Annotated in this window: 21 protein-coding genes; 14 read left to right on the top strand and 7 right to left on the bottom strand. The window is 70.1% G+C overall.

Features of this window, described 5'->3' with window-relative positions; translation table 11 throughout:
* Positions 1 to 28 precede the first annotated feature (28 nt).
* Entirely contained in the window at positions 29 to 931 is a 903-nt protein-coding gene (locus DFR72_RS09150) for a glycosyltransferase family 2 protein (protein WP_245982691.1), read from the bottom strand.
* Positions 932 to 951: 20 nt separating this feature from the next.
* Between DFR72_RS09150 and DFR72_RS09145 the strand changes: the two genes are divergently transcribed.
* The 3 genes from DFR72_RS09145 (at position 952) to DFR72_RS09135 (ending at position 4,007) form a co-directional block, all read left to right on the top strand.
* A complete protein-coding gene (locus tag DFR72_RS09145) occupies positions 952 to 1,923 on the top strand; it encodes a glycosyltransferase family 4 protein (RefSeq protein WP_090067307.1) in 972 nt (323 codons plus the stop codon).
* Between the two features lie 80 nt (positions 1,924 to 2,003).
* Entirely contained in the window at positions 2,004 to 3,131 is a 1,128-nt protein-coding gene (locus DFR72_RS09140) for a glycosyltransferase family 4 protein (protein ID WP_090067483.1), read from the top strand.
* Between the two features lie 12 nt (positions 3,132 to 3,143).
* Positions 3,144 to 4,007, top strand: coding sequence for a glycosyltransferase family 2 protein (locus tag DFR72_RS09135; protein WP_090067308.1), 864 nt, complete (start codon positions 3,144 to 3,146; stop codon positions 4,005 to 4,007).
* Positions 4,008 to 4,470: 463 nt separating this feature from the next.
* Here the strand turns inward: DFR72_RS09135 and DFR72_RS09130 are convergent, their stop codons facing one another.
* Positions 4,471 to 4,857: a hypothetical protein gene (locus DFR72_RS09130; protein WP_090067309.1), complete on the bottom strand. Its 387-nt coding sequence runs from the start codon at positions 4,855 to 4,857 to the stop codon at positions 4,471 to 4,473.
* Positions 4,858 to 4,958: 101 nt separating this feature from the next.
* Here DFR72_RS09130 and manB point away from each other — a divergent pair, with 101 nt between their 5' ends.
* Genes manB through DFR72_RS09115 form a run of 3 tightly spaced genes read left to right on the top strand, consistent with a single transcriptional unit; the run spans position 4,959 to position 7,098 of the window.
* Positions 4,959 to 6,026: a mannose-1-phosphate guanylyltransferase gene (manB, locus tag DFR72_RS09125; RefSeq protein WP_245982689.1), complete on the top strand. Its 1,068-nt coding sequence runs from the start codon at positions 4,959 to 4,961 to the stop codon at positions 6,024 to 6,026.
* Positions 6,019 to 6,900: a DNA-3-methyladenine glycosylase family protein gene (locus DFR72_RS09120; RefSeq protein ID WP_090067311.1), complete on the top strand. Its 882-nt coding sequence runs from the start codon at positions 6,019 to 6,021 to the stop codon at positions 6,898 to 6,900. The genes manB and DFR72_RS09120 overlap by 8 nt, the downstream gene beginning before the upstream one ends.
* Before the next feature lie 9 nt (positions 6,901 to 6,909).
* Positions 6,910 to 7,098 (top strand): hypothetical protein, encoded by a 189-nt coding sequence (locus tag DFR72_RS09115; RefSeq protein ID WP_090067312.1) that lies wholly within the window; start codon positions 6,910 to 6,912, stop codon positions 7,096 to 7,098.
* Between the two features lie 9 nt (positions 7,099 to 7,107).
* Here the strand turns inward: DFR72_RS09115 and DFR72_RS09110 are convergent, their stop codons facing one another.
* The 4 genes from DFR72_RS09110 to DFR72_RS09095 are packed head-to-tail and all read right to left on the bottom strand — an operon-like array spanning position 7,108 to position 10,689.
* The gene (locus DFR72_RS09110) at positions 7,108 to 7,635 is read right to left on the bottom strand and encodes an NUDIX hydrolase (protein WP_030476532.1); all 528 of its coding nucleotides are present in this window, start codon (positions 7,633 to 7,635) and stop codon (positions 7,108 to 7,110) included.
* Positions 7,632 to 8,954: a coenzyme F420-0:L-glutamate ligase gene (locus DFR72_RS09105; protein WP_090067313.1), complete on the bottom strand. Its 1,323-nt coding sequence runs from the start codon at positions 8,952 to 8,954 to the stop codon at positions 7,632 to 7,634. The genes DFR72_RS09110 and DFR72_RS09105 overlap by 4 nt, the downstream gene beginning before the upstream one ends.
* A complete protein-coding gene (cofD, locus tag DFR72_RS09100) occupies positions 8,947 to 9,900 on the bottom strand; it encodes a 2-phospho-L-lactate transferase (protein ID WP_090067314.1) in 954 nt (317 codons plus the stop codon). The genes DFR72_RS09105 and cofD overlap by 8 nt, the downstream gene beginning before the upstream one ends.
* A gap of 33 nt (positions 9,901 to 9,933) precedes the next feature.
* The gene (locus DFR72_RS09095) at positions 9,934 to 10,689 is read right to left on the bottom strand and encodes a site-2 protease family protein (protein WP_090067315.1); all 756 of its coding nucleotides are present in this window, start codon (positions 10,687 to 10,689) and stop codon (positions 9,934 to 9,936) included.
* Between the two features lie 245 nt (positions 10,690 to 10,934).
* Between DFR72_RS09095 and DFR72_RS09090 the strand changes: the two genes are divergently transcribed.
* Both DFR72_RS09090 and DFR72_RS09085 read left to right on the top strand, forming a co-directional pair.
* Complete coding sequence (locus tag DFR72_RS09090; RefSeq protein WP_051784712.1) at positions 10,935 to 11,240, top strand: WhiB family transcriptional regulator; 306 nt, start codon at positions 10,935 to 10,937, stop codon at positions 11,238 to 11,240.
* 39 nt (positions 11,241 to 11,279) lie between these two features.
* The gene (locus DFR72_RS09085) at positions 11,280 to 14,471 is read left to right on the top strand and encodes a glycosyltransferase family 2 protein (protein ID WP_090067316.1); all 3,192 of its coding nucleotides are present in this window, start codon (positions 11,280 to 11,282) and stop codon (positions 14,469 to 14,471) included.
* Positions 14,472 to 14,707: 236 nt separating this feature from the next.
* On the opposite strand, the gene DFR72_RS09080 is transcribed toward DFR72_RS09085, so the two are convergent.
* The gene (locus DFR72_RS09080; RefSeq protein ID WP_090067484.1) at positions 14,708 to 15,151 is read right to left on the bottom strand and encodes a metallopeptidase family protein; all 444 of its coding nucleotides are present in this window, start codon (positions 15,149 to 15,151) and stop codon (positions 14,708 to 14,710) included.
* A 93-nt stretch (positions 15,152 to 15,244) separates the two neighbouring features.
* Between DFR72_RS09080 and DFR72_RS09075 the strand changes: the two genes are divergently transcribed.
* From DFR72_RS09075 to DFR72_RS09050, 6 genes are all read left to right on the top strand, one after another.
* Entirely contained in the window at positions 15,245 to 15,604 is a 360-nt protein-coding gene (locus DFR72_RS09075; protein ID WP_189154299.1) for a DUF3499 domain-containing protein, read from the top strand.
* An 82-nt stretch (positions 15,605 to 15,686) separates the two neighbouring features.
* Positions 15,687 to 17,039, top strand: coding sequence for a phosphomannomutase/phosphoglucomutase (locus DFR72_RS09070; RefSeq protein WP_090067485.1), 1,353 nt, complete (start codon positions 15,687 to 15,689; stop codon positions 17,037 to 17,039).
* 10 nt (positions 17,040 to 17,049) lie between these two features.
* The gene (locus DFR72_RS09065; protein WP_030476541.1) at positions 17,050 to 17,250 is read left to right on the top strand and encodes a Trm112 family protein; all 201 of its coding nucleotides are present in this window, start codon (positions 17,050 to 17,052) and stop codon (positions 17,248 to 17,250) included.
* A gap of 5 nt (positions 17,251 to 17,255) precedes the next feature.
* Positions 17,256 to 18,320, top strand: a complete 1,065-nt coding sequence (locus DFR72_RS09060; protein WP_090067317.1) for a hypothetical protein — start codon at positions 17,256 to 17,258, stop codon at positions 18,318 to 18,320.
* Positions 18,321 to 18,339: 19 nt separating this feature from the next.
* Positions 18,340 to 19,554 carry a mannose-6-phosphate isomerase, class I gene (manA, locus tag DFR72_RS09055; protein WP_090067318.1) on the top strand — a complete coding sequence of 405 codons (1,215 nt, stop codon included), beginning with the start codon at positions 18,340 to 18,342 and terminating at the stop codon, positions 19,552 to 19,554.
* Positions 19,555 to 19,597: 43 nt separating this feature from the next.
* Positions 19,598 to 20,521, top strand: coding sequence for a cation diffusion facilitator family transporter (locus tag DFR72_RS09050; protein ID WP_090067319.1), 924 nt, complete (start codon positions 19,598 to 19,600; stop codon positions 20,519 to 20,521).
* The last annotated feature ends 31 nt before the right edge of the window (positions 20,522 to 20,552 follow it).

Below are 20,552 nucleotides of genomic sequence, written 5' to 3'. Positions count from 1 at the left end.
GACGCTTGTGACCGGTGGCAGGTTCCACTCAGCGGCCGGCCCAGTCCCGCCAGACGCTCCCGCGGGAGACCTCGGTCCTGATCCTCAGCCGTTGCCAGAGGGTCGCGGGGAGCCTGAGCAGCACCTCCGCCAGCACGCGGGTGCGCAGTCCGAGCCGGAAGTTGGCGGCGTCCGGGACGTCCTTGCGGAACGGCAGCAGCGCCGTGATCACCGCGAACCGGGCGAACTGGGGCAACGCCACCTTCGCGGGCGCGCACCGCAGCAGCATCAGCAGCCGGTTGCGTTCGTTCCAGCGGTGGAAGAGCACCGAACCGGGACGCGTGCTGGCCCCGTGCCGGTGCCGGACCCGCGCCGGTCCGACCGAGATCACCCGATGGCCGGCCAGCCGCAGCCGCCAGGCCGTGTCGGTGTCCTCGTAGTAGCAGAAGAAGCTCGCCGGGACGCCGCCCGCGGCCTTGAGTTCGGCGGTCCTGAGCAGCGCCGCGCCACCGCAGAACCCGAACACCTCGCGGCCTGCGAGCACGACGTCCCTGCCGTGGCCGTCCGACGTCAGCGCGACGCCGACGGACTGCGTCGAGCCGTCCATGAGCAGGATCGACGAGGTGGCGGCGGCCGCGCCGGGATCGCCGTCGAGAGCGCTCTCCAGTTCGGTGAGCCACGACGGGTCCGGTGCCGCGTCGTCGTTGAGCCATGCGACGTACGGGGTCTCGACCATGTCGAGCACGGCGGCGAGCCCACCCGCGTAACCGCGGTTGCGGGGCAACCTCACGACCTCGTGTGCGCTGATCAGCTCGGCTGTGCCGTCGTCGGACGCGTTGTCGACGATGATCATCCTATGTGGACTCTTCTGGGCCTTGAGGGCGTCCAGGCACGCCGTGATGTGGTCACGGCCGCGCCACGTCACGACCACCACGGTGCTGACTGCAGACACGGCGTGAGACGGTACGCGACGTGCCCGAGCTAGTAGTGCTGACCGAGCAGCTGAACGCCCCGGTCCCCGGTGGGACCGGCCGCTACACGGCGGAGCTGCTCGCGGCGTTGGGGGAGAACGCCCCTCCCGGCTGGACCGTGACGACCGCGGCGACGGCCCGCGCCGACCGCGTGATCAGGGTGCCGCGCCGGGCACTGGTGGCGTTGTGGGAACGCGGCCTGCCACCGAAGCTCGGCCCGCACGTGCACGCCCCGACGCCGCTCGCGCCGCTGCCGGGTGCCGTCGTCACCGTGCACGACGTGGTGCCGTGGACGCACCCGGAGACGCTGACTCCGCGCGGCGTCGCCTGGCACCGCAAGGTGATCGCGCGTGCTGCTCGCGAGGCGCGCGCTCTGGTGGTGCCGACACAGGCCGTCGCGTCTCAACTGGCCGAGTGCGTGCGTGTGGACGTGCCGGTGCACGTGGTGCCCAACGGCGTCACGCGCCTGATCGGTTCACCGGCCGATGACCTGCCCTCGTCGTACGTGCTCGCCGTCGGCACCGTGGAGCCGCGCAAAGGCTTCGGACTGCTTGTGCGGGCGACCGAACGGCTTCGGGTGCCGCTGGTCGTGGTCGGTCCGCAGGGCTGGGGCGACGTCGACCTGCGCGCGCCGCACGTGACGTTGCTCGGCAGGGTGTCCGACGCGCGGCTCGCCTCGGTGCTGGCCGGTGCCACCGCGCTCGCCGCGCCCAGCCTGGCGGAGGGCTTCGGGCTGCCGGTGCTGGAGGCGATGGCCGCCGGTGTGCCCGTCGTGCACTCCGACGACCCGGCTCTGGTGGAGGTCGCGGGCGGCGCCGGAACCGTCGTGCGGCGTGGCGACCTGGCCTCGTTGACGGAAGGTCTGCGCGCCGTCTTGGCGGATCCTCGTCACACGGTCGAGGCCGGCATCACCCGCGCGAGTGAGTTCACCTGGGCAAAGACGGCACAGGGAGTGTGGGGAGCACACGTCTGACGATCGGATTGGTGCATTCCCGTTAAACGCATTAGCAAATGACATTACGCTAGCTGATCGTGCCGACCGCCGAACCCAGCGTGCTGATCGACGCCACCGCGATTCCAGCAGACCGTGGTGGCGTCGGCCGTTACGTGGATTCGCTCGTCGCGGCGCTGGACGCGGACGGGGCCAGGCTCTCGGTCGTCTGCCAGCCGCGTGACGAGGAGCTGTTCACCAAGATCGCGCCGAACGCCCGCGTGGTCCGCGCCGCTGACGCCGTCGCCACCAGGACGGCCCGCCTGGCCTGGGAACAGACGACGCTGCCGCGCCTGATCCGCACCCTCGGCGTGGACGTGGTGCACTCACCGCACTACACGCTCCCGCTGGCCGGCAAGGTCGCCTCGGTCGTGACGCTGCACGACGCCACCTTCTTCACCGACCCGGTGCTGCACTCGTCGGTGAAGGCCCGCTTCTTCCGCGCCTGGACCCGAGCGTCGTTGCGGCGCGCGGACCTGTGCGTGGTCCCGTCGCAGGCGACCGCCGACGAACTGGTGCGCGTGGCAGGCGCCGACCGCCGAGTCCTGCACATCGCCCAGCACGGCGTGGACACCGAACGCTTCCACCCGCCGTCACCGGACGAGGTCCTCGCGGTGCGCCGCAGCCTGTCACTAGGCGACGCGCCGTACGTGGCATTCCTGGGCGCCCTGGAACCGCGCAAGAACGTCCCGGCCCTGATCCGCGGCTTCGCCCAGGCCATGGTGGGCCGCGCCGAACCGCCCGCCCTGGTGCTGGCTGGCCAGCCCGGCTGGGACAGCCAGGTGGAGCGCGCCCTGGACTCCGTCCCGCACCGCGTCCGCGTGATCCGCGCCGGCTACCTGCCGTTCGAACAGCTGGCGGGCTTCCTGGGCGGCGCGCAGCTCGTGGCGTACCCGTCCCTGGGCGAGGGCTTCGGCCTGCCGGTGCTGGAAGCCATGGCCTGCGGTGCCTGCGTGCTGACCACCCGGCGCCTGTCGCTGCCGGAGGTGGGCGGCGAGGCCGTCGCGTACTGCGGCGTCGGGGCGGGCGACATAGCCGCCGCGCTCGCCGACCTCCTGGACGACCCGGCCCGCCGCGCGTCGCTGGCGGCGTCGGGCCAGCAGCGGGCCAAGGACTTCTCGTGGGCCGTCAGCGCCGATCGCCACCGCCTGGCCTACGAGCGCGCGATGCTGGTGCGTCACCGGAGCTGAGTCGTCGCTAGGGTGACGCGCGTGAAATACGGCGACGGACTTGGTGTCGTGACGGTCACGTACTCGCCGGGCGAGACGCTGGCTCCCTTTGTGGACACCCTTGCGAAGGCCACCACCCGTCCGGCGCAGGTGATCCTCGCCGACAACGGGTCCACCGACGGGGTGCCGGAGTCCGTCGCGGCTTCGCACTCCCACGTCACTTTTCTGCCCACCGGTGGAAATCTCGGGTACGGCGGTGGTGCCAACCGCGGGGTCGCGGCGTTGGGGCCTGACGTCGGGTGGGTGCTGATTTCCAACCCCGACATCGAGTTCTCGCCTGGCAGCGTGGACGCGTTGATCGACGCCGCTTCTCGGTGGCCTCGGGGCGGGATGTTCGGGCCGTTGATCCGGGAACCTTCTGGCGAGGTCTACCCGTCTGCTCGGCTGCTGCCCTCGCTTGGTCGTGGGGTGGGGCATGCGTTGTTCGGTGCTGTCTGGAAGTCGAATCCCTGGACTCGGGCCTATCGGCAGGAGAAGGCTCCCGTCGAGCGTTCTGCCGGGTGGTTGTCCGGGTCCTGTTTTTTGATGCGGCGTGAGGCTTTCGACTCCGTCGGCGGGTTCGATGAGCGGTACTTCATGTACTTCGAGGACGTTGACCTCGGGGAGCGTGTTGGGGCGGCTGGGTGGTTGAACGTCTACGTGCCTGATGCCGAGGTCACGCACATCGGGGGGCACTCGACCGCTCGGTCTTCGGATCGGATGTTGCGGGAGCATCATCGGAGTGCTTACCGGTACATGGCTGATCGGCATGCCGGGGTGGTTTGGGCGCCGTTCCGGGTGGTGTTGAAGGCTGGGCTGGCGGCTCGGGTGAAGATTCTCACTCGTAAGTCCGGGTGATGTTCTCTTGGCTTCCTGGGGCTCCGCCCCAGACCCCGCCAATCTGATCCAAAGCCGGGGGCCTACGCCGTACGCGGGTTGATGGCACGCCTGTTGCGTTGGGCGGAGTTGCGTTGCGTAGATGGGCGCGTTGGTGGGGTGGCTTCGTCACGAGTCGAGCCAAGAGCGGGCCACATGCGTGAAGGGGTGTCAAGCGGACGAAAAGCGTGTCCGCTTGACACCCCTTCACGCATGCAGCAAGAGCTGTGGCACGACTCGTGACGAAGCCACCCCACCCAGACCGTTCGGTAAGGACGGCTCGCCTTCGGCTTCGCGGGTGGGATGTGTTTCCCCTGAGCTTTCGCTCTGAGTGCTCGCCTTCGGCTTCGCTGGAGTGTCAGACCCCGTCGCTATGTTGGGTCGCGGGGGACCCGATCCCCAAGGGGACCCCTGCGCGAGCCTGCCCGGCGGTCGCCGGGCGCGGCTACATGTCGCCGCTCAGCCGTTGCGTCAGCGAGTTGCGGTTCTGCTGGTGGTTCGAGACCGTCGGGATCAGGCCCGGCCGGACTACCTGCGTGATTTCCGCGTCATCTCCGGGAGCCTGTTGCTGCGGCATCGGCTGCGTCGGCATGGGCTGCTGCGGTGCGTGGTGCGGCGGGCGTTGTTGCTGCTGGTGGCTCATCTGGGCCGGTGCGAGGATCATCGTCGAGTCCGGGTCCCGGCGTGGGTCCACGGCGTTGACCAGCGCGCGAGGGATCTGTTGCGTGTCCGAGGAGTCCATCGGGGACGTCATGTTGTCCGGCGTCACGATGTTCCGCCCGCGTGCACGGGCGCGGGCGAGCATGGCGTCGGCCCGGTCGCGGGGGTCCATGTCGGATTTAGCTCCTTGCCGGGACCAGATCCCATATGACGATCTGCTTCGTGTCAGAGTATTCCGTCGAACGGCTTGCTGTAACGCGGAGGAGGAAAAAGGTGCACGGCGTCGAAGCTGTGGTGCTGGTCGGGGGCAAGGGCACTCGTCTTCGCCCGCTGACCCTGTCCGCTCCCAAGCCCATGCTCCCTACCGCGGGGGTGCCATTTTTGACGCACCTCCTGTCGCGGATCAAGGAGGCCGGCATCACGCACGTGGTGCTGGGTACGAGTTACAAGGCCGAGGTGTTCGAGGAGTACTTCGGGGACGGGTCGAGGCTCGGGCTGGAGCTCGAGTACGTGGTGGAAGAGGTGCCGCTGGACACGGCGGGGGCGATTCGCAACGTGGCGGACAAGCTGCGTGAGCCCGACGTGATGGTCTTCAACGGCGACATCCTGTCGGGCGTCGACCTGACGGGGATCGTCGACACGCACCGCGAGCACGAGGCGGACGTGACGCTGCACCTGGTGAAGGTGCAGGACCCCAGGGCGTTCGGGTGCGTGCCGACGGACGACGAGGGGCGTGTGCAGGCGTTCCTGGAGAAGACCGAGAATCCGCCGACGGACCAGATCAACGCTGGTTGTTACGTGTTCCGGCGTGAGGTGATCGACGCGATTCCCGCCGGGCGGCCGGTGTCGGTGGAGCGCGAGACGTTCCCCGGGCTGCTGGAGGCCGGGAAGAGGCTGCAGGGGCACGTGGACGCCACGTACTGGCTGGACCTCGGCAAGCCCGAGGCGTTCGTGCAGGGGTCCGCGGACCTCGTGCGCGGCGTTGCGCCGTCGGCGGCAGTTGCACAGCCGGGCGACTACCTGGTGCTCGAAGGCTCTGCGGTGCACGAGGGTGCGACGCTCAAGGGCGGCAGCACGGTCGGTGCGAACTGCACGGTTGCGGACGGGGCTGTGCTCGATGGCGCGATCCTCTTCGACGGTGCCGTTGTCGGTGAGGGTGCCCTGGTCGAGCGTTCGATCGTGGGTGCCGGTGCGCTCGTGCAGGCCGGTGCGGTCCTCAAGGACGCAGTGGTCGGCGACTCCGCGGTGATCGGCGCGCGGTGTGAGCTGATCGGTGGAGCGCGGGTCTGGCCGGGCGTCGTGTTGCCCGAGGCAGGCGTGCGCTTCTCGACGGATGCCTAGCAGAGCCTGGACTCCACCGTTCCCACTCGATCTGGGCGCGGTGCTCGGCGGGCTGCGCCGCGGACCGGGCGATCCGTCCTTCAGCGCGGAGGGCGGCGTCTGGTTCGCGGCGAACACGCCGTGCGGGCCCGGCACGCTGCACATCACCAGGGTGAGCGGTGAGGTGCTGGCGGAAGCGTGGGGCGAGGGCGGGCCGTGGCTGCTCGACGGCCTGCCCGCGCTGCTCGGCGCGGACGACACGGTGGACGAGTTCGTCGCCCACCACCCGGTCATCGCCGAGTCGCGCAGGCAACGGCCCGGGCTGCGGCTCGGCGCCACCGGACGCGTCTGGGACCTGCTGTTCGCCTCGATCCTGGAGCAGAAGGTCACCGGCGTCGAGGCCTTCCGCACGTGGCGTGAACTGGGCCGCCGGTTCGGTGAGAGCGCTCCCGGACCGAAGCCGCTGAAGGTTCCGCCTACACCGCAACGGTTGCTGGGCCTGCAGGACTGGGAGTGGCACCAGTGCGGCCTCGACGGTGCCCGCCGCCGGACGCTGATCAACGTCGCGCAGGTCGCGCACCGGCTGGAGAAGGCCGCCGAGATGCGCAGCCGCGAACTCCTCGAGAAGGTGCCCGGCGTCGGCGTCTGGACTTCGGCGGAGGTGGCGCAACGGGCTTGGGGCGACCCGGACGCCGTGAGCGTCGGCGACTACCACGTGGCCAAGAACGTCACGTGGGCCTTGACCGGCACGCCGGGCGACGACGACGGGATGATGGAGTTGCTGGAGCCCTACAAGCCGCAACGACACCGCGCCGTCATGTACCTGACGGCGGCGGGCCTGCGGCGGCCGCGGCGAGCACCGAGGTTCTCGCCACGCGACTACCGCCGGTTCTAGGGAGTTCCGTTGGCGAAGCGGCAGTACGTGGCGAGGGGCGTGCCCGGCGGCTACCGGATCTGGAACAACAAGACGCGGCGGTGGTGGGGCGACCACTACGAACTGTGCCCCGACGACCTCTTGGCCGAGCTGAACGGCGCCGCCGATCCCGCGCGCATCACGGCCCTGCTCAAGCGCTACCGGGCGCTCCGGCGCTGAGGCCGGCGCTCAACGCAGACGCGCGAGAGCGCTCTCGATCAGCGGGTGCAGGTCGTCCACGTTGTCCGGCAACGAGTCCAGCGGCCACCACTGCAGGTCGACGGACTCGGCGGACCGCACCGGCTGTGCTCCGACGGGGGCGCGCACCAGGAACCGCACGTCGAAGTGCCGCGTCGGCTTGCCGAGCGAGCACGTGATCGGGTGCACGTCGAGGTGGATCGGCGTCGGCTCGATCCGCAGCCCGCGCATGCCGGACTCCTCGGTCGCCTCGCGCAGGGCCGCCGCGGCCAGGGACACGTCCTCCGGCTCGCAGTGGCCGCCCAGCTGCAGCCACCGGCCCACGCGCGGGTGCAGCGTCAGCAACGCGTGCTCCGCGGTGGCGTCCAGGACCAACGCCGAGGCCGTGAGGTGCCCGGGTTCGCAAGATCGCCGGCAGGCGTCCTCGCGGGCTGCCAGGAAGCCCAGGTAGGCCTCGCGCAGGGCGTCCTGTCCCGAGAACCGGCTCAGCGTCGAGACGGCGTCGGCGTGCAGCGTCACAGTTCGATCAGCCCTTCCAGCGGTTCGCGCGGCGTCAGCGGCTCGGTCGGGTGTCCGACCGCGACGGCGCCCAGCGGTTCCCAGTCGGCGGGAACGCCCAGCACCGAACGCACCACGTCCGCGCAGAAGATCGTCGACGACACCCAGCACGAGCCGAGCCCCTCGGCGGCCAGCGCCACCAGCAGGCCCTGCACGGCGGCGCCGCCGGCGACCGTGAACATCGTCTTCTCGGCGTCCGCACGGCGGGCGTCGGGGTAGGTGTGCGCGCCGTCGCGCACGAGGAACGGCACGACGATCTCCGGTGCCTCCACCAGCAGGTCGCCCCGGCGCACCCGGCGTGCGATCTGGTCGGGAGTGAACCCGTCGGCGCGCAGGTCGCTCTCCCACTGCTCGCGCATGGCCTTCAAGAGTTCAGCGCGCTTCTCCCGCACCAGCACGAACCGCAGCGGCTTCGTGTGGTGCGGCGCGGGCGCGGTCAGTGCCGCACCGACGGTCCGCCGCAGGACGGCGAGATCGACGGGCTCGTCCGAGTAGAACCGCACGGACCTGCGCATCAGCACGGCCTGCGCGCGGCCGGCGGCCAGCGCCTCCTCCGTGCCGAGGCTGAAGAGGTCCTCCTCGACCGGCCGGTTCAGGTCGCGGGCCGTGGAACCGTCGTCCACCACGTCGAACCCGCGCAGCACCGCCACCGGCACCGCGCCGAGCTTGCCCTTCACCAGGTCGGCGGCCGCGGCGATCTCGTCGGCGATCGCGACCATCGTCACCGCGAGCTGGTTGCCGTGCTCGTCCACCGAACCCGCGTAGTCGTGCAGCACCCGGATGCCGGCCGCGCCGATCGCGGCGTCGATCTGGCCCATCCGCCACGCGCGGCCCATCGTGTCGGTGATCACCACGGCGACCTCGACGCCCAGCGACTTCCTCAGCGCGGAGCGGAGGGTCGCCGCGGAGCCGTCCGGGTCCACGGGGAGCAGCGCGATCTCGTCGCCCGCCACGTTCGAGGCGTCGACGCCGGAGGCGGCCTGCACGATGCCGAGCTTGTTCTCGGTGATCAGCGTGCGCATCTTGCGGGCGAGCACCCGCACTGACTCCGCGTCGACGTGTTCGCGCCGGATCCGGTCCCGCTCCTCGGGATCCGCCGGCACGCGGACGAGCCGTCCCTCTACTTTGGACAGGACCTTGGACGTGACGACCAGCACGTCGCCGTCGCGCAGCCAGGGCGCGGCCTTCGCGATCGCGCCGGCCAGGTCGTCGCCGGGGCGGAACTCTGGCAGGCCGGTGACCGGCAGCAGCTCCAGCGCCGCCGCGGCGTGATCAGTCAACGTCGACTCCGGCCAGTTCCAGCGCGTCCCGCGCCATCTGCGCCGTGGCGTCCACATCGGACATCAGCAGCGGAACGGCGCGGACCGCGACGCCCGGCACGTCCGCGCGTTCACCGGTGTGCACCAGCCACGCGTCGAGGATGCCGTCCTCAGAGCACTTGCGAGAGCCGTAGAGCCGCCCGACGGCCTCGGCGGAGGTCTCCACGCCGATCGCGTCCAGGCAGGCGTCCGCCATGCCGCGCAACGGTTTTCCGCCGACGATCGGGGACAGGCCCACGACCCCGGCGTCGGTCTTGCGCAACGCGTCGCGCACACCGGGCACGTTGAGGATCGTGCCGACGCTCACCACGGGGTTGGACGGGGCCAGGACCACCGCGTCGGCCTCGCCGATCGCGTCCAGCACGCCGGGCCCGGCGGTGGCGGTCTCGGCACCGACGAACGCGAACGACTGGGCGGGCAGACCGGCCCGGTGCTTGACCCACCACTCCTGGAAGTGGATGGCCTTCGTCTCACCGTCGATCTCGACGACGACGTGCGTCTCGACCCGGTCGTCGGTCATCGGCAGGAGCTTCACGCCCGGCTTCCACCGGTCGCACAGCGCCTCCGTCACGGCGGACAGCGGATAGCCGGCGCGCAACATGCGGGTGCGGACGAGGTGCGTCGCGATGTCCCGGTCGCCCAGGCCGAACCACGTGGGCTCGGCACCGTACGCCGCGAGCTCCTCCTTGACGGTCCACGACTCGTCCTCACGGCCCCAGCCGCGTTCGACGTCGATGCCACCGCCCAGCGTGTACATGCAGGTGTCGAGGTCGGGCGTGATGCGCAGCCCGTGCATCCACACGTCGTCGCCGGTGTTCACCACCGCCGTGACATCCGCTCCGAGAGCTTTGAGTCCCTGCAGGAACCTGGCGCCGCCGACCCCGCCGACGAGTGCTACGACCTTCACGCCCGCCCATGCTTCCACAGCGCGGTGAGAGGCCTACAGGGAGCGCCAGAACGAGAACGTCGCGGAGCCGAGGTACGCCGCGAACGAGTCGCCGCCGACGAGCTGGAACAGCCAGGTCGAGACCTCGAAGAACAGCCGGCTGACCTCGGAGAAGCCGATCAGGACGGCGAACAGGACCAGCGGCGCCCACGGCCGGGCCTTCGCGCCGAACCGCTGCGCCTCGTAGGGCAGGAACGGTTCCAAGGCACCCCAGCCGTCCAGGCCGGGAATCGGCAGGATGTTCAGCACGAACGCGAACACCTGCAACAAAGCAAGGTACGAAATCGCGGCGGCGAGCGCGGCGGGTGGCGAGAAGATCGTGACGACCAGCGCGAGCAGGACGCCGATCACGAGGTTCGAGATCGGCCCCGCGAGTGAGACCAACGACTCGATCTTCTTCGACCGGAGTGCGTGGTGGTTGATCCACACGGCGCCACCCGGAAGGGGGATTCCGCCCATGACCAGCAGCACGAGCGGCAGCACGATGCTGAGTACGGGGTCGGTGTAACGGCGGATGTCGAGGGTCAGATATCCCTTGTCACGTACCGAAAAATCGCCGCCCTTGTACGCAACGGCGGCGTGCCCGAACTCGTGCAGGCACAGCGTCACCGCCCACCCGGCGAGTACGAAGAGGATGGTGCCCGAGATGATGGCGACGTCACCTTCGAACAAGGTGAGCACAGCTCCGGCGACGGTTGCCGCGAGCAGGCCGAGGAACAGTGGGCTGGGGCGAACCGCTGATCGCTTCACCCCTCCAGTGTGGCGTGTCGGCCGGCGGCGTGGGCCGTTCGGGGACGCGTTGCGACACCTGAATCACTGTCTGTGCAGTCAGTCAAGGTTTTTGCGGCCATCTGCGGGAATATCCCCCGACGTGTGGACTCCGCTTGACCGCCCGCTGTGACGCAGGTGTAATCACATCGGTGTCATTCGTCGTTGTGGGAACGGCGACTGGCGTCCGCCAACCGGGGAGAGCGGAAGGCGAGGAGGCGGACGAAATGCAGGAATTCGAAGAGCTCGAAGAAGATCACGTCACGCAGCCGGTCGTGCAGGGCGAGCTGTCGTACCTGTTCGACCCTGCCGACGAGCAGGACTGGCAGGAGCGCGCGCTCTGCGCCCAGACGGATCCCGAGGCGTTCTTCCCCGAAAAGGGTGGTTCGACGCGGGAGGCCAAGCGCATCTGCCTGGGCTGCGAGGTTCGTTCGGAGTGCCTGGAGTACGCACTCCAGCACGACGAACGCTTCGGCATCTGGGGCGGTCTCTCGGAGAGAGAACGCCGCAAGCTGAAGAAGCGAGCCGTCTAGTCGGTCAGAAGCGTGATCTTTCTGCCTTAACTTGAGGACGTGACAAGTCCTCACCCGAGGCTCCGGACAGCGCCGGTGCTGTGCGTCCTGGTCTGCCACGACGGAGACCAGTGGCTCAGCACGGCGCTGTCTGCCTTGCGGCGCCAGCGAATTCGTCCACGGCACGTGATCGCGGTCGACACCGGATCGACGGACCGGACGGCAAAAGTCCTGGCAGAGGCGGGAGATCTGCTGGACGGAGTGCTGACCGCGCCGCGTGGCACGGGCTACGGCACCGCCTTGCGCATCGCGGTCGACCACGCCGTCGAACGGTGGGGTGACCCTGGCAAGTGGCTGTGGTTGCTGCACGACGACAGCGCTCCCGAACCGGACTGCCTGGCGGCTCTGCTGACCGCGGCCGAGGTGTCGCCGTCGGCCGCTGTGCTCGGTCCGTTGTGCCTCGATTGGGTGGATTCTCGTCTGGTCGTCGAGGCAGGTCTGTCGACGGATTCTTCAGGACATCGACAGACTGGTCTGTCGTCCGCGGAACATTCCGCATCGTTTCAGCAGAGCACCGAGGTTCTCGCCGTATCGTCCGCCGGATCGTTGATCAAACGTGAGGTGTGGCACTCACTCGGCGGTTACGACGAAGCGATGCCGCTGCTGCGCGACGATCTCGACTTCGGCTGGCGCGCTAATCGCTCAGGTCATTTGGTCCTATGCGTACCCGTCGCACGCATGCGACATGCACGCGCCGCGACTAAAGGCGCACGCCGTTTGGACGCGACGATGGCACGGCCCGGTCCGTCATTTCGTGGCGTCGACCGCGCGCACGGCATGCGTACATTTTTGGTCAATTGTTCAAGTTCCTCGTTCCTCGTCGGAGTGCCGCGGCTGCTGTTCCTGTCGCTGCTGCGCGCCCTGGGCTTCCTGTTGCTACGGCGTTTCGCGGACGCACACGCCGAAGTCGGTGCGGCCCGTTACCTCCTGACGCGCGGCCGTTTGCTGCAGGGACGGCGCGCCCGTCGCGGCTCCGCCGTCGTGCGCGGCCTCTTCACCAGCAGACTCACCCGGCTGCGCAACGCGGTGCGCGCCGGCGCCACCTTCCTGATCCGCCGCCGGGTCGAGGCCGACGCCGCACTGGGTCGTTTGCCCGCAACCGATTCCGGTTCGGCGTGGCTCGAACCGTCCGAAGTGGACTCCCGGCTCGTCGGCCCGTCCGCTCTGCCGGCCGGCGCGTCGCGCGGTCGTCCGCGTGTCGCCGGCCTGCGCCGCCCGCCCGTCGTCGTTCCCGTCGACGCCGCACTGCCCGGTGCTCTCCGCCCTTCACCACGACCTCGTCCGTCGCCCGGCCCGCGTGGTGACTCCGGCATGGTCTTCGTCGAGGTCGACCAGTCCAGGGTGCTGCGCTCGCTGCTGCTGGCGCCGCCGGTCCTGTTGCTGCTGTCGCTCTCGGCCGTCGCGGTGATCGCGAACTGGTCCCGGCTCGGGCTCGACCTCGCCGGTGGCCGGCTGCTCCCGGTCGGCTCGGCAGGATCGGTCTGGTCGACCTACCTGTCCTCCTGGCACCCGGTCTTCGGCGGCACCGCGGCACCCGCTCCCGCGGCGTTGGCCGTCCTGGGCCTGATCCCCGGCGGACCGTCGTTCGCCGTCGCCATGATGTTGCTCGGCGACATCCCCCTCGCCGCGTTGTCCGCCTACATCGCGTCACGCGGCTTGCGCGTACGCCGTTCCGTGCGCGCGGTGGTGGCGGCCTTCTACGGCCTGCTGCCGGTCGCGACGACCGCCGTCGCCGAAGGTCGTCTGGACGTCGTCGTTGTGCACATCGTCACGCCGGTGGTCTTCGCTGGCGTGTACGCGGTCTTGCGCGCGTCGTCCACACACGCCTGGCTGCCCATGGCCTCCGGCACCGCCATCGGTGTCGCGGTCCTCGGAGCCTTCTCGCCGCTGACGCACGTGGTTGTGATCGTCGGCGCCCTCGGCGGCTTCATCGCGGTGACGGGTGGTGCGCGCCGGATCGCGGCTCTGTTCGTGATCGTGCTTCTGCCTATGGGCCTGCTTCTGCCGTGGCCCGCCGTCTTGTTGCAACACCCGGAGATGGTTCTCAACGGCCTAGGTGCCGCGTTCGAGTCGCCACCGCCGAACCTGATCGTGTGCTCGGTGTTCGTGGCCGCCGCGTTCGCCGCCGCGGTCCTGCGCCCGAACGCCTCGATGCTGCCCGGGCTGACGGTGATCGTGCTGGCCGTCGGTGCTCTCGCGGCGGTGGCGGCCGTGGGGGCCTGGCCCGGAACGCCGCTGGTGATCTTGGCCTGGGGACTCGTCTGCGTGGTGCTGGCCGGGTGTCAGCGCGGAGTGACGCCCGGTGTGGCCGGGCAGGCGCGGGTCCGGCGGGCCGTGTACGTCGTCGGGGTGGTGACGCTGGTCAGCCTGGGCGTGGCCGGGTTCCTGGACCTGCGGACCGGGCCGTTGAAGGCGGACGGTGGGCTCGCTCTGAACGCGTCGCTGACCGCCGAACTGGAGCGGAGCGGGCGTTCGGTGCTGATCCTCGGGTCGCCCGTTCGTCAGGTCGCCGGACGGATGCCCGCGTTCGGGGATGACGATCTCGTGCCCACGGTGTCGTCGCCGGCTCGGTTGCGGCGGTGGAACTCGTCGTTGCTCGACGGGGCGGCGCCTGCGGTGAAGGTGGCACTGGGACAGGCCGCGTCCTCCGGGGTCACCTTCGTGGTGGTGCCGTCCGAGGAGGCGTCCGCCCGGATCCGGTCGGCTGCCGGGGAGTTGGTGTCCGAGGCGCCGCGTGCTCTGGACGGACGGCCCGTGTTGCGGATGCGGCTGGTGGCGGACACCGGGGTGTTGCTGGCGCCTGATCTCGCCCGTCGTGCTCGGACCGGTGGTGAGCCGCCGTCCGAGTTGGGTGCGGACGGGGTCGCGCCGGTGAACGTGTCGCTGCCTGACGTGGCTGTTCGGGTCTCGCCTGGCGGGGAGGGGCGGGTGTTGGTGCTGGCCGCTGAGGACGAGCCTGGGTGGCAGATTTCTGTGGACGGGGCTCAGGTGCCTGTCGTCCGGGCCTGGGGGCATCTGGTCGGGGTGCCGTTGCCGTCCGGTGGGGCCGAGGTCCGGGTCTCCGTGTCCAGCACGTTGCGGGACTTCTTGTTGTTGGGGCAGGCGGCGGCGGCTTTGTTCACCCTGTTGACCGCGGTGCCTACTCGGCGGCGGGGTGTTCCTGGGGCTCCGCCCCAGACCCCGCCAATCTGATCCGAAGCCGGGTCCACGCCACGCGTAGGTAGATGGCACGCCTATTGCGTTGGGCGGAGTTGCGTTGCTTTGGGGGCGCGTTGGTGGGGTGGCTTAGTCACGAGTCGTGCCGAAGCCATCCCACCCGGACCGTTCGGTGAGGACGGCTCGCCTTCGGCTTCGCGGGTGGGATGCGTGCCCATGACCGTGCGGTTGGACTGCTCGGCTCGCGGGGATTGCGGGGTGTGAGAGGGGTCTCAGCCCTCGTCCACCACGTCCGGGTCCAGGCCCAGGTAGTTCGCGATCTGCTCCACCAGCACGTCGTGCACCAGGTCGGACAGGTCGGCGCCGTCCTTCGCGCGGGCTTCCAGCGGGCGGCGGTACAGAACGATCCGCGCGCGGTTGTCCGAGCCCGCGGGCAGCAGGCGCGCCAGGGGGACGTTGCCGTCCTCCACCACGCCGTCCTCGCCCTCCACCTGGACGTCCGGCACGTCGTCGACGGCTACGTCGAGTTGCGTGAGTTCGGTGCGCCAGCGGGTCTCGATGGGCTCCAGCGCCTCGATGACCAGGGCGTCGAAGCGTTCCGCGCGGGAACGGGCCGCCGGCAGCGTGGCCGGGTAGAGAGGGCCGCGCAGGCCTCGCCCGTGCCGGTCGCGGTTGCGTCGGCGCGGCGAACCCTGCCGCTGAGAACCCCGTGCCATCACCACAACCGAGCAGCCTAGTTCCTACCCCTGACGACTAAACACAGCGTGCCTCACACACAGCCTCCCGTGGACGCGCTATCGTCCCCGATCGTGCGGAGCGTGAGACGGTGCTCGCGAACCGGGTGTGCTAACCCGGCTGTCGCCACGCTCACCTACGCCTATGCGGACTCCACCGCGGTCGTCGGGCCGCTTGCCACGTACTCCGAACCACACAGTTACGACCTGTGTGAGGAGCACGCCTTGCGGCTCACTGCGCCGCGGGGGTGGGAGGTCGTGAGGCACCAGGGTGAGTTCGCGGCGCCCGAGCCGACTGTGGACGACCTGACGGCCCTGGCAGAGGCCGTGCGGGAGGCTGGGCGGGCTGATGTGAGCCCGAAGCTGCCCGATGTGCCTGCGGGCTCTCATCGGCGTGGCCACCTGCGGGTGTTGCCCGATCCGCACGAGGACTGACTGACCACACGCACCACTAATCTTCTCGCCGGTAGGCTGCCCAGGCAGTGGCCGTCAAGAGCGAGTTTCGGGAGTGTGCGGCGTGCGTGACCTGTCCGGCATCGTCAAGGCGTACGACATCCGCGGGGTGGTCGGCGAACAGCTGGACGCCGGCTTGGTCCGGGACTTCGGCGCCGCCTTCGCGCGCCTGGTCGGTGGACCGACCATCGTGATCGGTCACGACATGCGTGACTCCTCGCCGGGGCTGTCCCGTGCGTTCGCCGAGGGCGCTCAGGCGCAGGGCGTCAACGTGATCAGCATCGGCCTGGCCAGCACGGACATGCTCTACTTCGCGTCCGGCAAGCTCGACCTGCCCGGCGCCATGTTCACCGCGAGCCACAACCCGGCGCAGTACAACGGCATCAAGATGTGCCGCGCGGGTGCCTCGCCGGTCGGCCAGGACACCGGTCTCGCGCAGATCCGCCAGGACGCCGAGAACCAGGTCCCGGACGCCGAGGGCGTCGAGCCCGGCACGTTCGAGGAGCGCAACATGCTCGTCGACTACGCGGCGTACCTCAACGCGCTGGTCGACCTGAAGAACATCCGCCCGCTCAAGATCGTCGTGGACGCGGGCAACGGCATGGGCGGCTACACGGTGCCGCAGGTCTTCGAAGGCCTGCCCATCGAGGTCGTCCCCATGTACTTCGAGCTGGACGGCAGCTTCCCGAACCACGAGGCGAACCCGCTCGACCCCAAGAACATCGTCGACCTGCAGGCCCGCACCAAGGCCGAGGGCGCCGACGCCGGTGTCGCGTTCGACGGCGACGCGGACCGCTGCTTCGTCGTGGACGAGAACGGCGACCCGGTCAGCCCGTCCGCGATCACCGCGCTGGTGGCCGTGCGCGAGCTGGCCAAGGACCCCGGCGGCACGGTCATCCACAACCTGATCACCTCGCACGCGGTGCCGGAGATCGTCACCGAGCACGGTGGCAAGCCCGTGCGCACGCGCGTCGGCCACTCGTTCATCAAGGAGGAGATGGCCAGGACCGGCGCCATCTTCGGTGGCGAGCACTCCGCGCACTACTACTTCCGCGACTTCTGGAAGGCCGACACCGGCATGCTGGCCGCGCTGCACGTGCTGGCCGCGCTCGGTGAGCAGGACGGCCCGCTGTCGGCGCTGACCTCTATCTACAACCGCTACGCCGCCTCCGGTGAGATCAACTCGACGGTGAACGACCAGGCCGGTCGGATCGCCGCCATCAAGGACGCGTACGGCTCCAAGGACGGCGTCACGATCGACGAGCTGGACGGTCTCACCGTGCAGCTGGCGGACGGGTCGTGGTTCAACCTGCGTGCCTCGAACACCGAGCCGCTGCTGCGCCTGAACGTCGAAGCCGCCACGCCCGAGGCCGTCGCCGCGCTCAGCGACGAGGTCCTCGCGATCGTGCGGGCCTGAGGAGAACACCGTGGCCGTCAAGATCGAAGAGCAGTTGCTGGAAATCCTCGCCTGCCCGTGCCCCGAGCACGCGCCGTTGCAGGTCGGTACGCCGTCGGACCCGGAGGCGGACTTCCTCACGTGCACCGCGTGCGGTCGTTCGTTCCCGGTGCGCGACGGCATTCCGGTGCTGCTGCTGGACGAGGCGGTCGAGCCGCCGCCGGCTGGGTGACGTAGGTGCTCGACGACACGCTGCTCGACGACCAGCGCCGCCTCGCCGACGCCGACACGGGCGGCTGGCTGCGCGCCGCCGCACGGGCGGGGGCACAGGTCCGTTCCACCGCGGAGGCCGCGGCCGAGGCGGGAGTGGAGCGGATCTTCGCCGAACGCCCGCGCGCGGTCGTGCTCATCACCCGGCCCGGCCACTCGGTCGCCGTCGCCCACGTCGTCATGGCGTTGCTCGGCCCCGGCTGCTCGGTGCCCGTGGTGCTGTCCGACGAGGTGCCGCCGTGGGTGGGCGCGCTCGACGTGGTGCTCGCACACACCGAGGACCCCGGTGACCGGGTGCTCGCCGAGTCGATCGACAGGGCCGTCCGCAGGGGCGCCCGCACACTGCTGACGGCGCCGGACTCCGGTCCGATCGCCGCGGCCGCCGCCGGCCGGGCCGTGCTGCTGCCGCCCCGCATCGACGTGCCGCCGGGCTTCAGCTTCCCGCGCGCGTTCGCCGCGTGGCTGCTGGTGCTGCACTCGCTCGGCCTGCTCAAGGCCGACGTCGAACTGATCGCGGACGAGCTCGACCGGGAGGCCGAGCGCGACCACCCGGTGCACGAGTCGTTCGTGAACCCGGCGAAGTCGCTCGCGTTGCGCGTCGCCGACCGCACGCCGCTGCTGTGGGGCCTCGACGACGTCGCCACGTCGGTCGGCGTGCACGGTGCCGGCGTGCTGGGGGCGTTCGCCGGCGTGGCCTGCGACGTCTCCGGGTATTCGCAGGCGCTGACCCGCCCGGTGCTGCACCGCCGCGCGGTGCAGGGGACCTCGGGTGCGGACCTCTTCGCCGACCCGGACGACGAGCCGGGTAGCGGACTCGTGCGCGTGCTGTTGCTGGCCGTGCGCCAGGGCCCCATGGCCGATGCCGTGCGTCAAGCCGCCGAGGACGCCCTGCCGGGGGCCGACGTGCTGGAGCCGGCCGTCGAGGTGGCGGGAGGCGACGCGGTCTGCGCCGCGCTGCTCGCGCTCCGCTTCGAACTGGCCGCGCTGTACCTCGGGCTCGCCGCCGGGACTCTCGGCGGCAACCCGTACTGATTTGGGAGCTGACTCAGAAGTGGACCTGCTGCACAACGCGGTAAGGCCGTACGCGTGGGGTTCACGCACGGCCATCGCCGAGCTGCTCGGGAAGGAGGTGCCCGCACCCCATCCCGAGGCCGAACTGTGGATGGGCGCCCACCCCGGCGACCCGTCCCGCGTTCGCGGCGCCGACGGCACCGAGCGCTCCCTGCTCGACCTGCTGACGGCGGACCCCGACGGCCAGCTCGGCCCGCGCGTCGCCGAGAGGTGGGGCAGCAGGCTCCCGTTCCTGCTCAAGGTGCTCGCCGCCGACGAGGCGCTGAGCCTGCAGGCACACCCGTCGGCCGAGCAGGCCGCGGAGGGTTTCGCCGCCGAGGAACGCCGTGGCGTTCCGCTCGACGCCGCGGTCCGCAACTACAAGGACCCGGCCGCCAAGCCGGAACTGATCTGCGCCCTGACCGAGTTCCACGCGCTGGCCGGGTTCCGCGAGCCGTCGCGGACGGTCTCGTTGCTGCGCTCGCTGGACGCGCCCGCGCTCTCGCCGTACACCGAGATGCTGGTCGCGCAGCCGGACTCGTCGGGCCTGCGCGCGCTGTTCACGATGCTGATCACGCTGCCTCAGACGTCGCTGTCGTCGCTGCTCCCGCAGGTGCTGGACGCGTGCGTGCTGCACGTGAAGGAGCACGGCGAGTTCGACCTGGAGTGCCGCACGATCCTGGAGCTGGGCGAGTCCTACCCCGGCGACTCGGGCGTGCTCGCGGCCCTGCTGCTGAACCGGATCGTGCTGCAGCCGGGCGAGGCCATCCACCTGCCCGCCGGCAACCTGCACGCGTACCTGCGGGGCACCGGCATCGAGATCCTGGCGAACTCGGACAACGTCCTGCGCTGCGGCCTCACGCCGAAGCACGTCGACGTGCCCGAGCTGCTGCGAGTGCTCGACTTCACGTGCGGTGACATGGAAGTGCTGCTGGGCGAGGAGGTCCAGACCGGCGTCCGCGTGTACCGCACGCCCGCGCCGGAGTTCGAACTGTCCAGGTTGGACCTGGCAGGCGAGACCCGGATCAACCACGAGGGCCCGCAAATCATGATTTGCACCAACGGCGCCGTGGTACTCACCAACGCCCGTGGCGAGGAGTTGCGGCTGGCGCGAGGCGAGTCCGTGTGGCTCCCGGCGTCGGACCCGGCGGTGCTCGTGCGACCGGATGGTGTTGAATCCGCTGAACTTTTCCGCGCCACGGCCGGAACAGACTAAGGTTCACGACCGGACAAACCGGACTTGTTGCGAGGAGACAGGCGTGTCAGCAGGGGGCGGAACCAAGGCCATCGTCGCGGCCTTGGTCGCGAATGCCGGAATCGCGGTGGCCAAGTTCATCGGATTCCTGATCACCGGCTCGTCGTCGATGCTCGCCGAGTCGGTGCACTCGGTGGCCGACACGTCGAACCAGGGCTTGTTGCTGCTGGGACAGAAGACGGCCCAGCGCCGGGCGACCAAGCTGCACCCGTTCGGCTTCGGCCGCGACCGCTACTTCTGGTCGTTCGTGGTGGCACTGATGCTGTTCACCCTCGGCTCGGTCTTCGCGCTGTACGAGGGCATCCACAAGCTGCAGCACCCCGAGGAACTCTCCAGCCCGCTGGTGGCGGTCGGCATCCTCGTCGTCGCGATCGGCCTGGAGTCGTACAGCTTCTACACCGCGATCGTCGAGTCGAAGAAGATCAAGGGCGACGCCACCTGGTGGCAGTTCATCCGCAACTCCCGCACGCCGGAACTCCCCGTCGTGCTGCTGGAGGACGCGGGCGCCCTGATCGGCCTGGTGCTGGCACTGATCGGCGTCAGCCTCGCGACGATCACCGGCAACCCGGTCTTCGACGCCCTCGGCACCGTCGCCATCGGTGTGCTGCTGGGCATCATCGCCGTGATCCTGATCATCGAGATGAAGTCGCTGCTCATCGGTGAGGGCGCGTCCGACAAGGACCTCGACGTGATCATCGACGAGCTGGCCGCCGGCAAGGTGCAGCGCGTCATCCACATCAAGACGCAGTACATCGGCCCGGACGAGATGCTCGTGGCGGCGAAGATCGCGCTCGAGCCCCGGCTGCCGCTGGACGAGGTGGCTCAGGCGATCAACGATGCGGAGCAGCGGGTTCGGGCCAAGGTGCCGCATGCTCGGTTGATCTACCTGGAGCCGGATTTGGACCGGTCCACGGTCGCCAGTTCCTGATTTTCGGGTTGTCGAAGCCGCTCTGGGGTGT

The organism is Lentzea flaviverrucosa (assembly GCF_003350445.1).
Taxonomy (GTDB): Bacteria; Actinomycetota; Actinomycetes; order Mycobacteriales; family Pseudonocardiaceae; genus Lentzea; species Lentzea californiensis.
The sequence above is the reverse complement of the archived record's forward strand: the minus strand, read 5'-3'. Positions and strand labels throughout refer to the sequence as shown.

What these genes read in the sequence shown, in the direction of transcription:
- DFR72_RS09130 (WP_090067309.1), bottom strand. Translation starts at nt 4,857, where the DNA reads ATGGACCCCCGCGACCGGGCCGACGCCATGCTCGCCCGCGCCCGTGCA.
- DFR72_RS09120 (WP_090067311.1), top strand. Translation starts at nt 6,019, where the DNA reads ATGCCTAGCAGAGCCTGGACTCCACCGTTCCCACTCGATCTGGGCGCG.
- DFR72_RS09090 (WP_051784712.1), top strand. Translation starts at nt 10,935, where the DNA reads ATGCAGGAATTCGAAGAGCTCGAAGAAGATCACGTCACGCAGCCGGTC.
- DFR72_RS09080 (WP_090067484.1), bottom strand. Translation starts at nt 15,151, where the DNA reads ATGGCACGGGGTTCTCAGCGGCAGGGTTCGCCGCGCCGACGCAACCGC.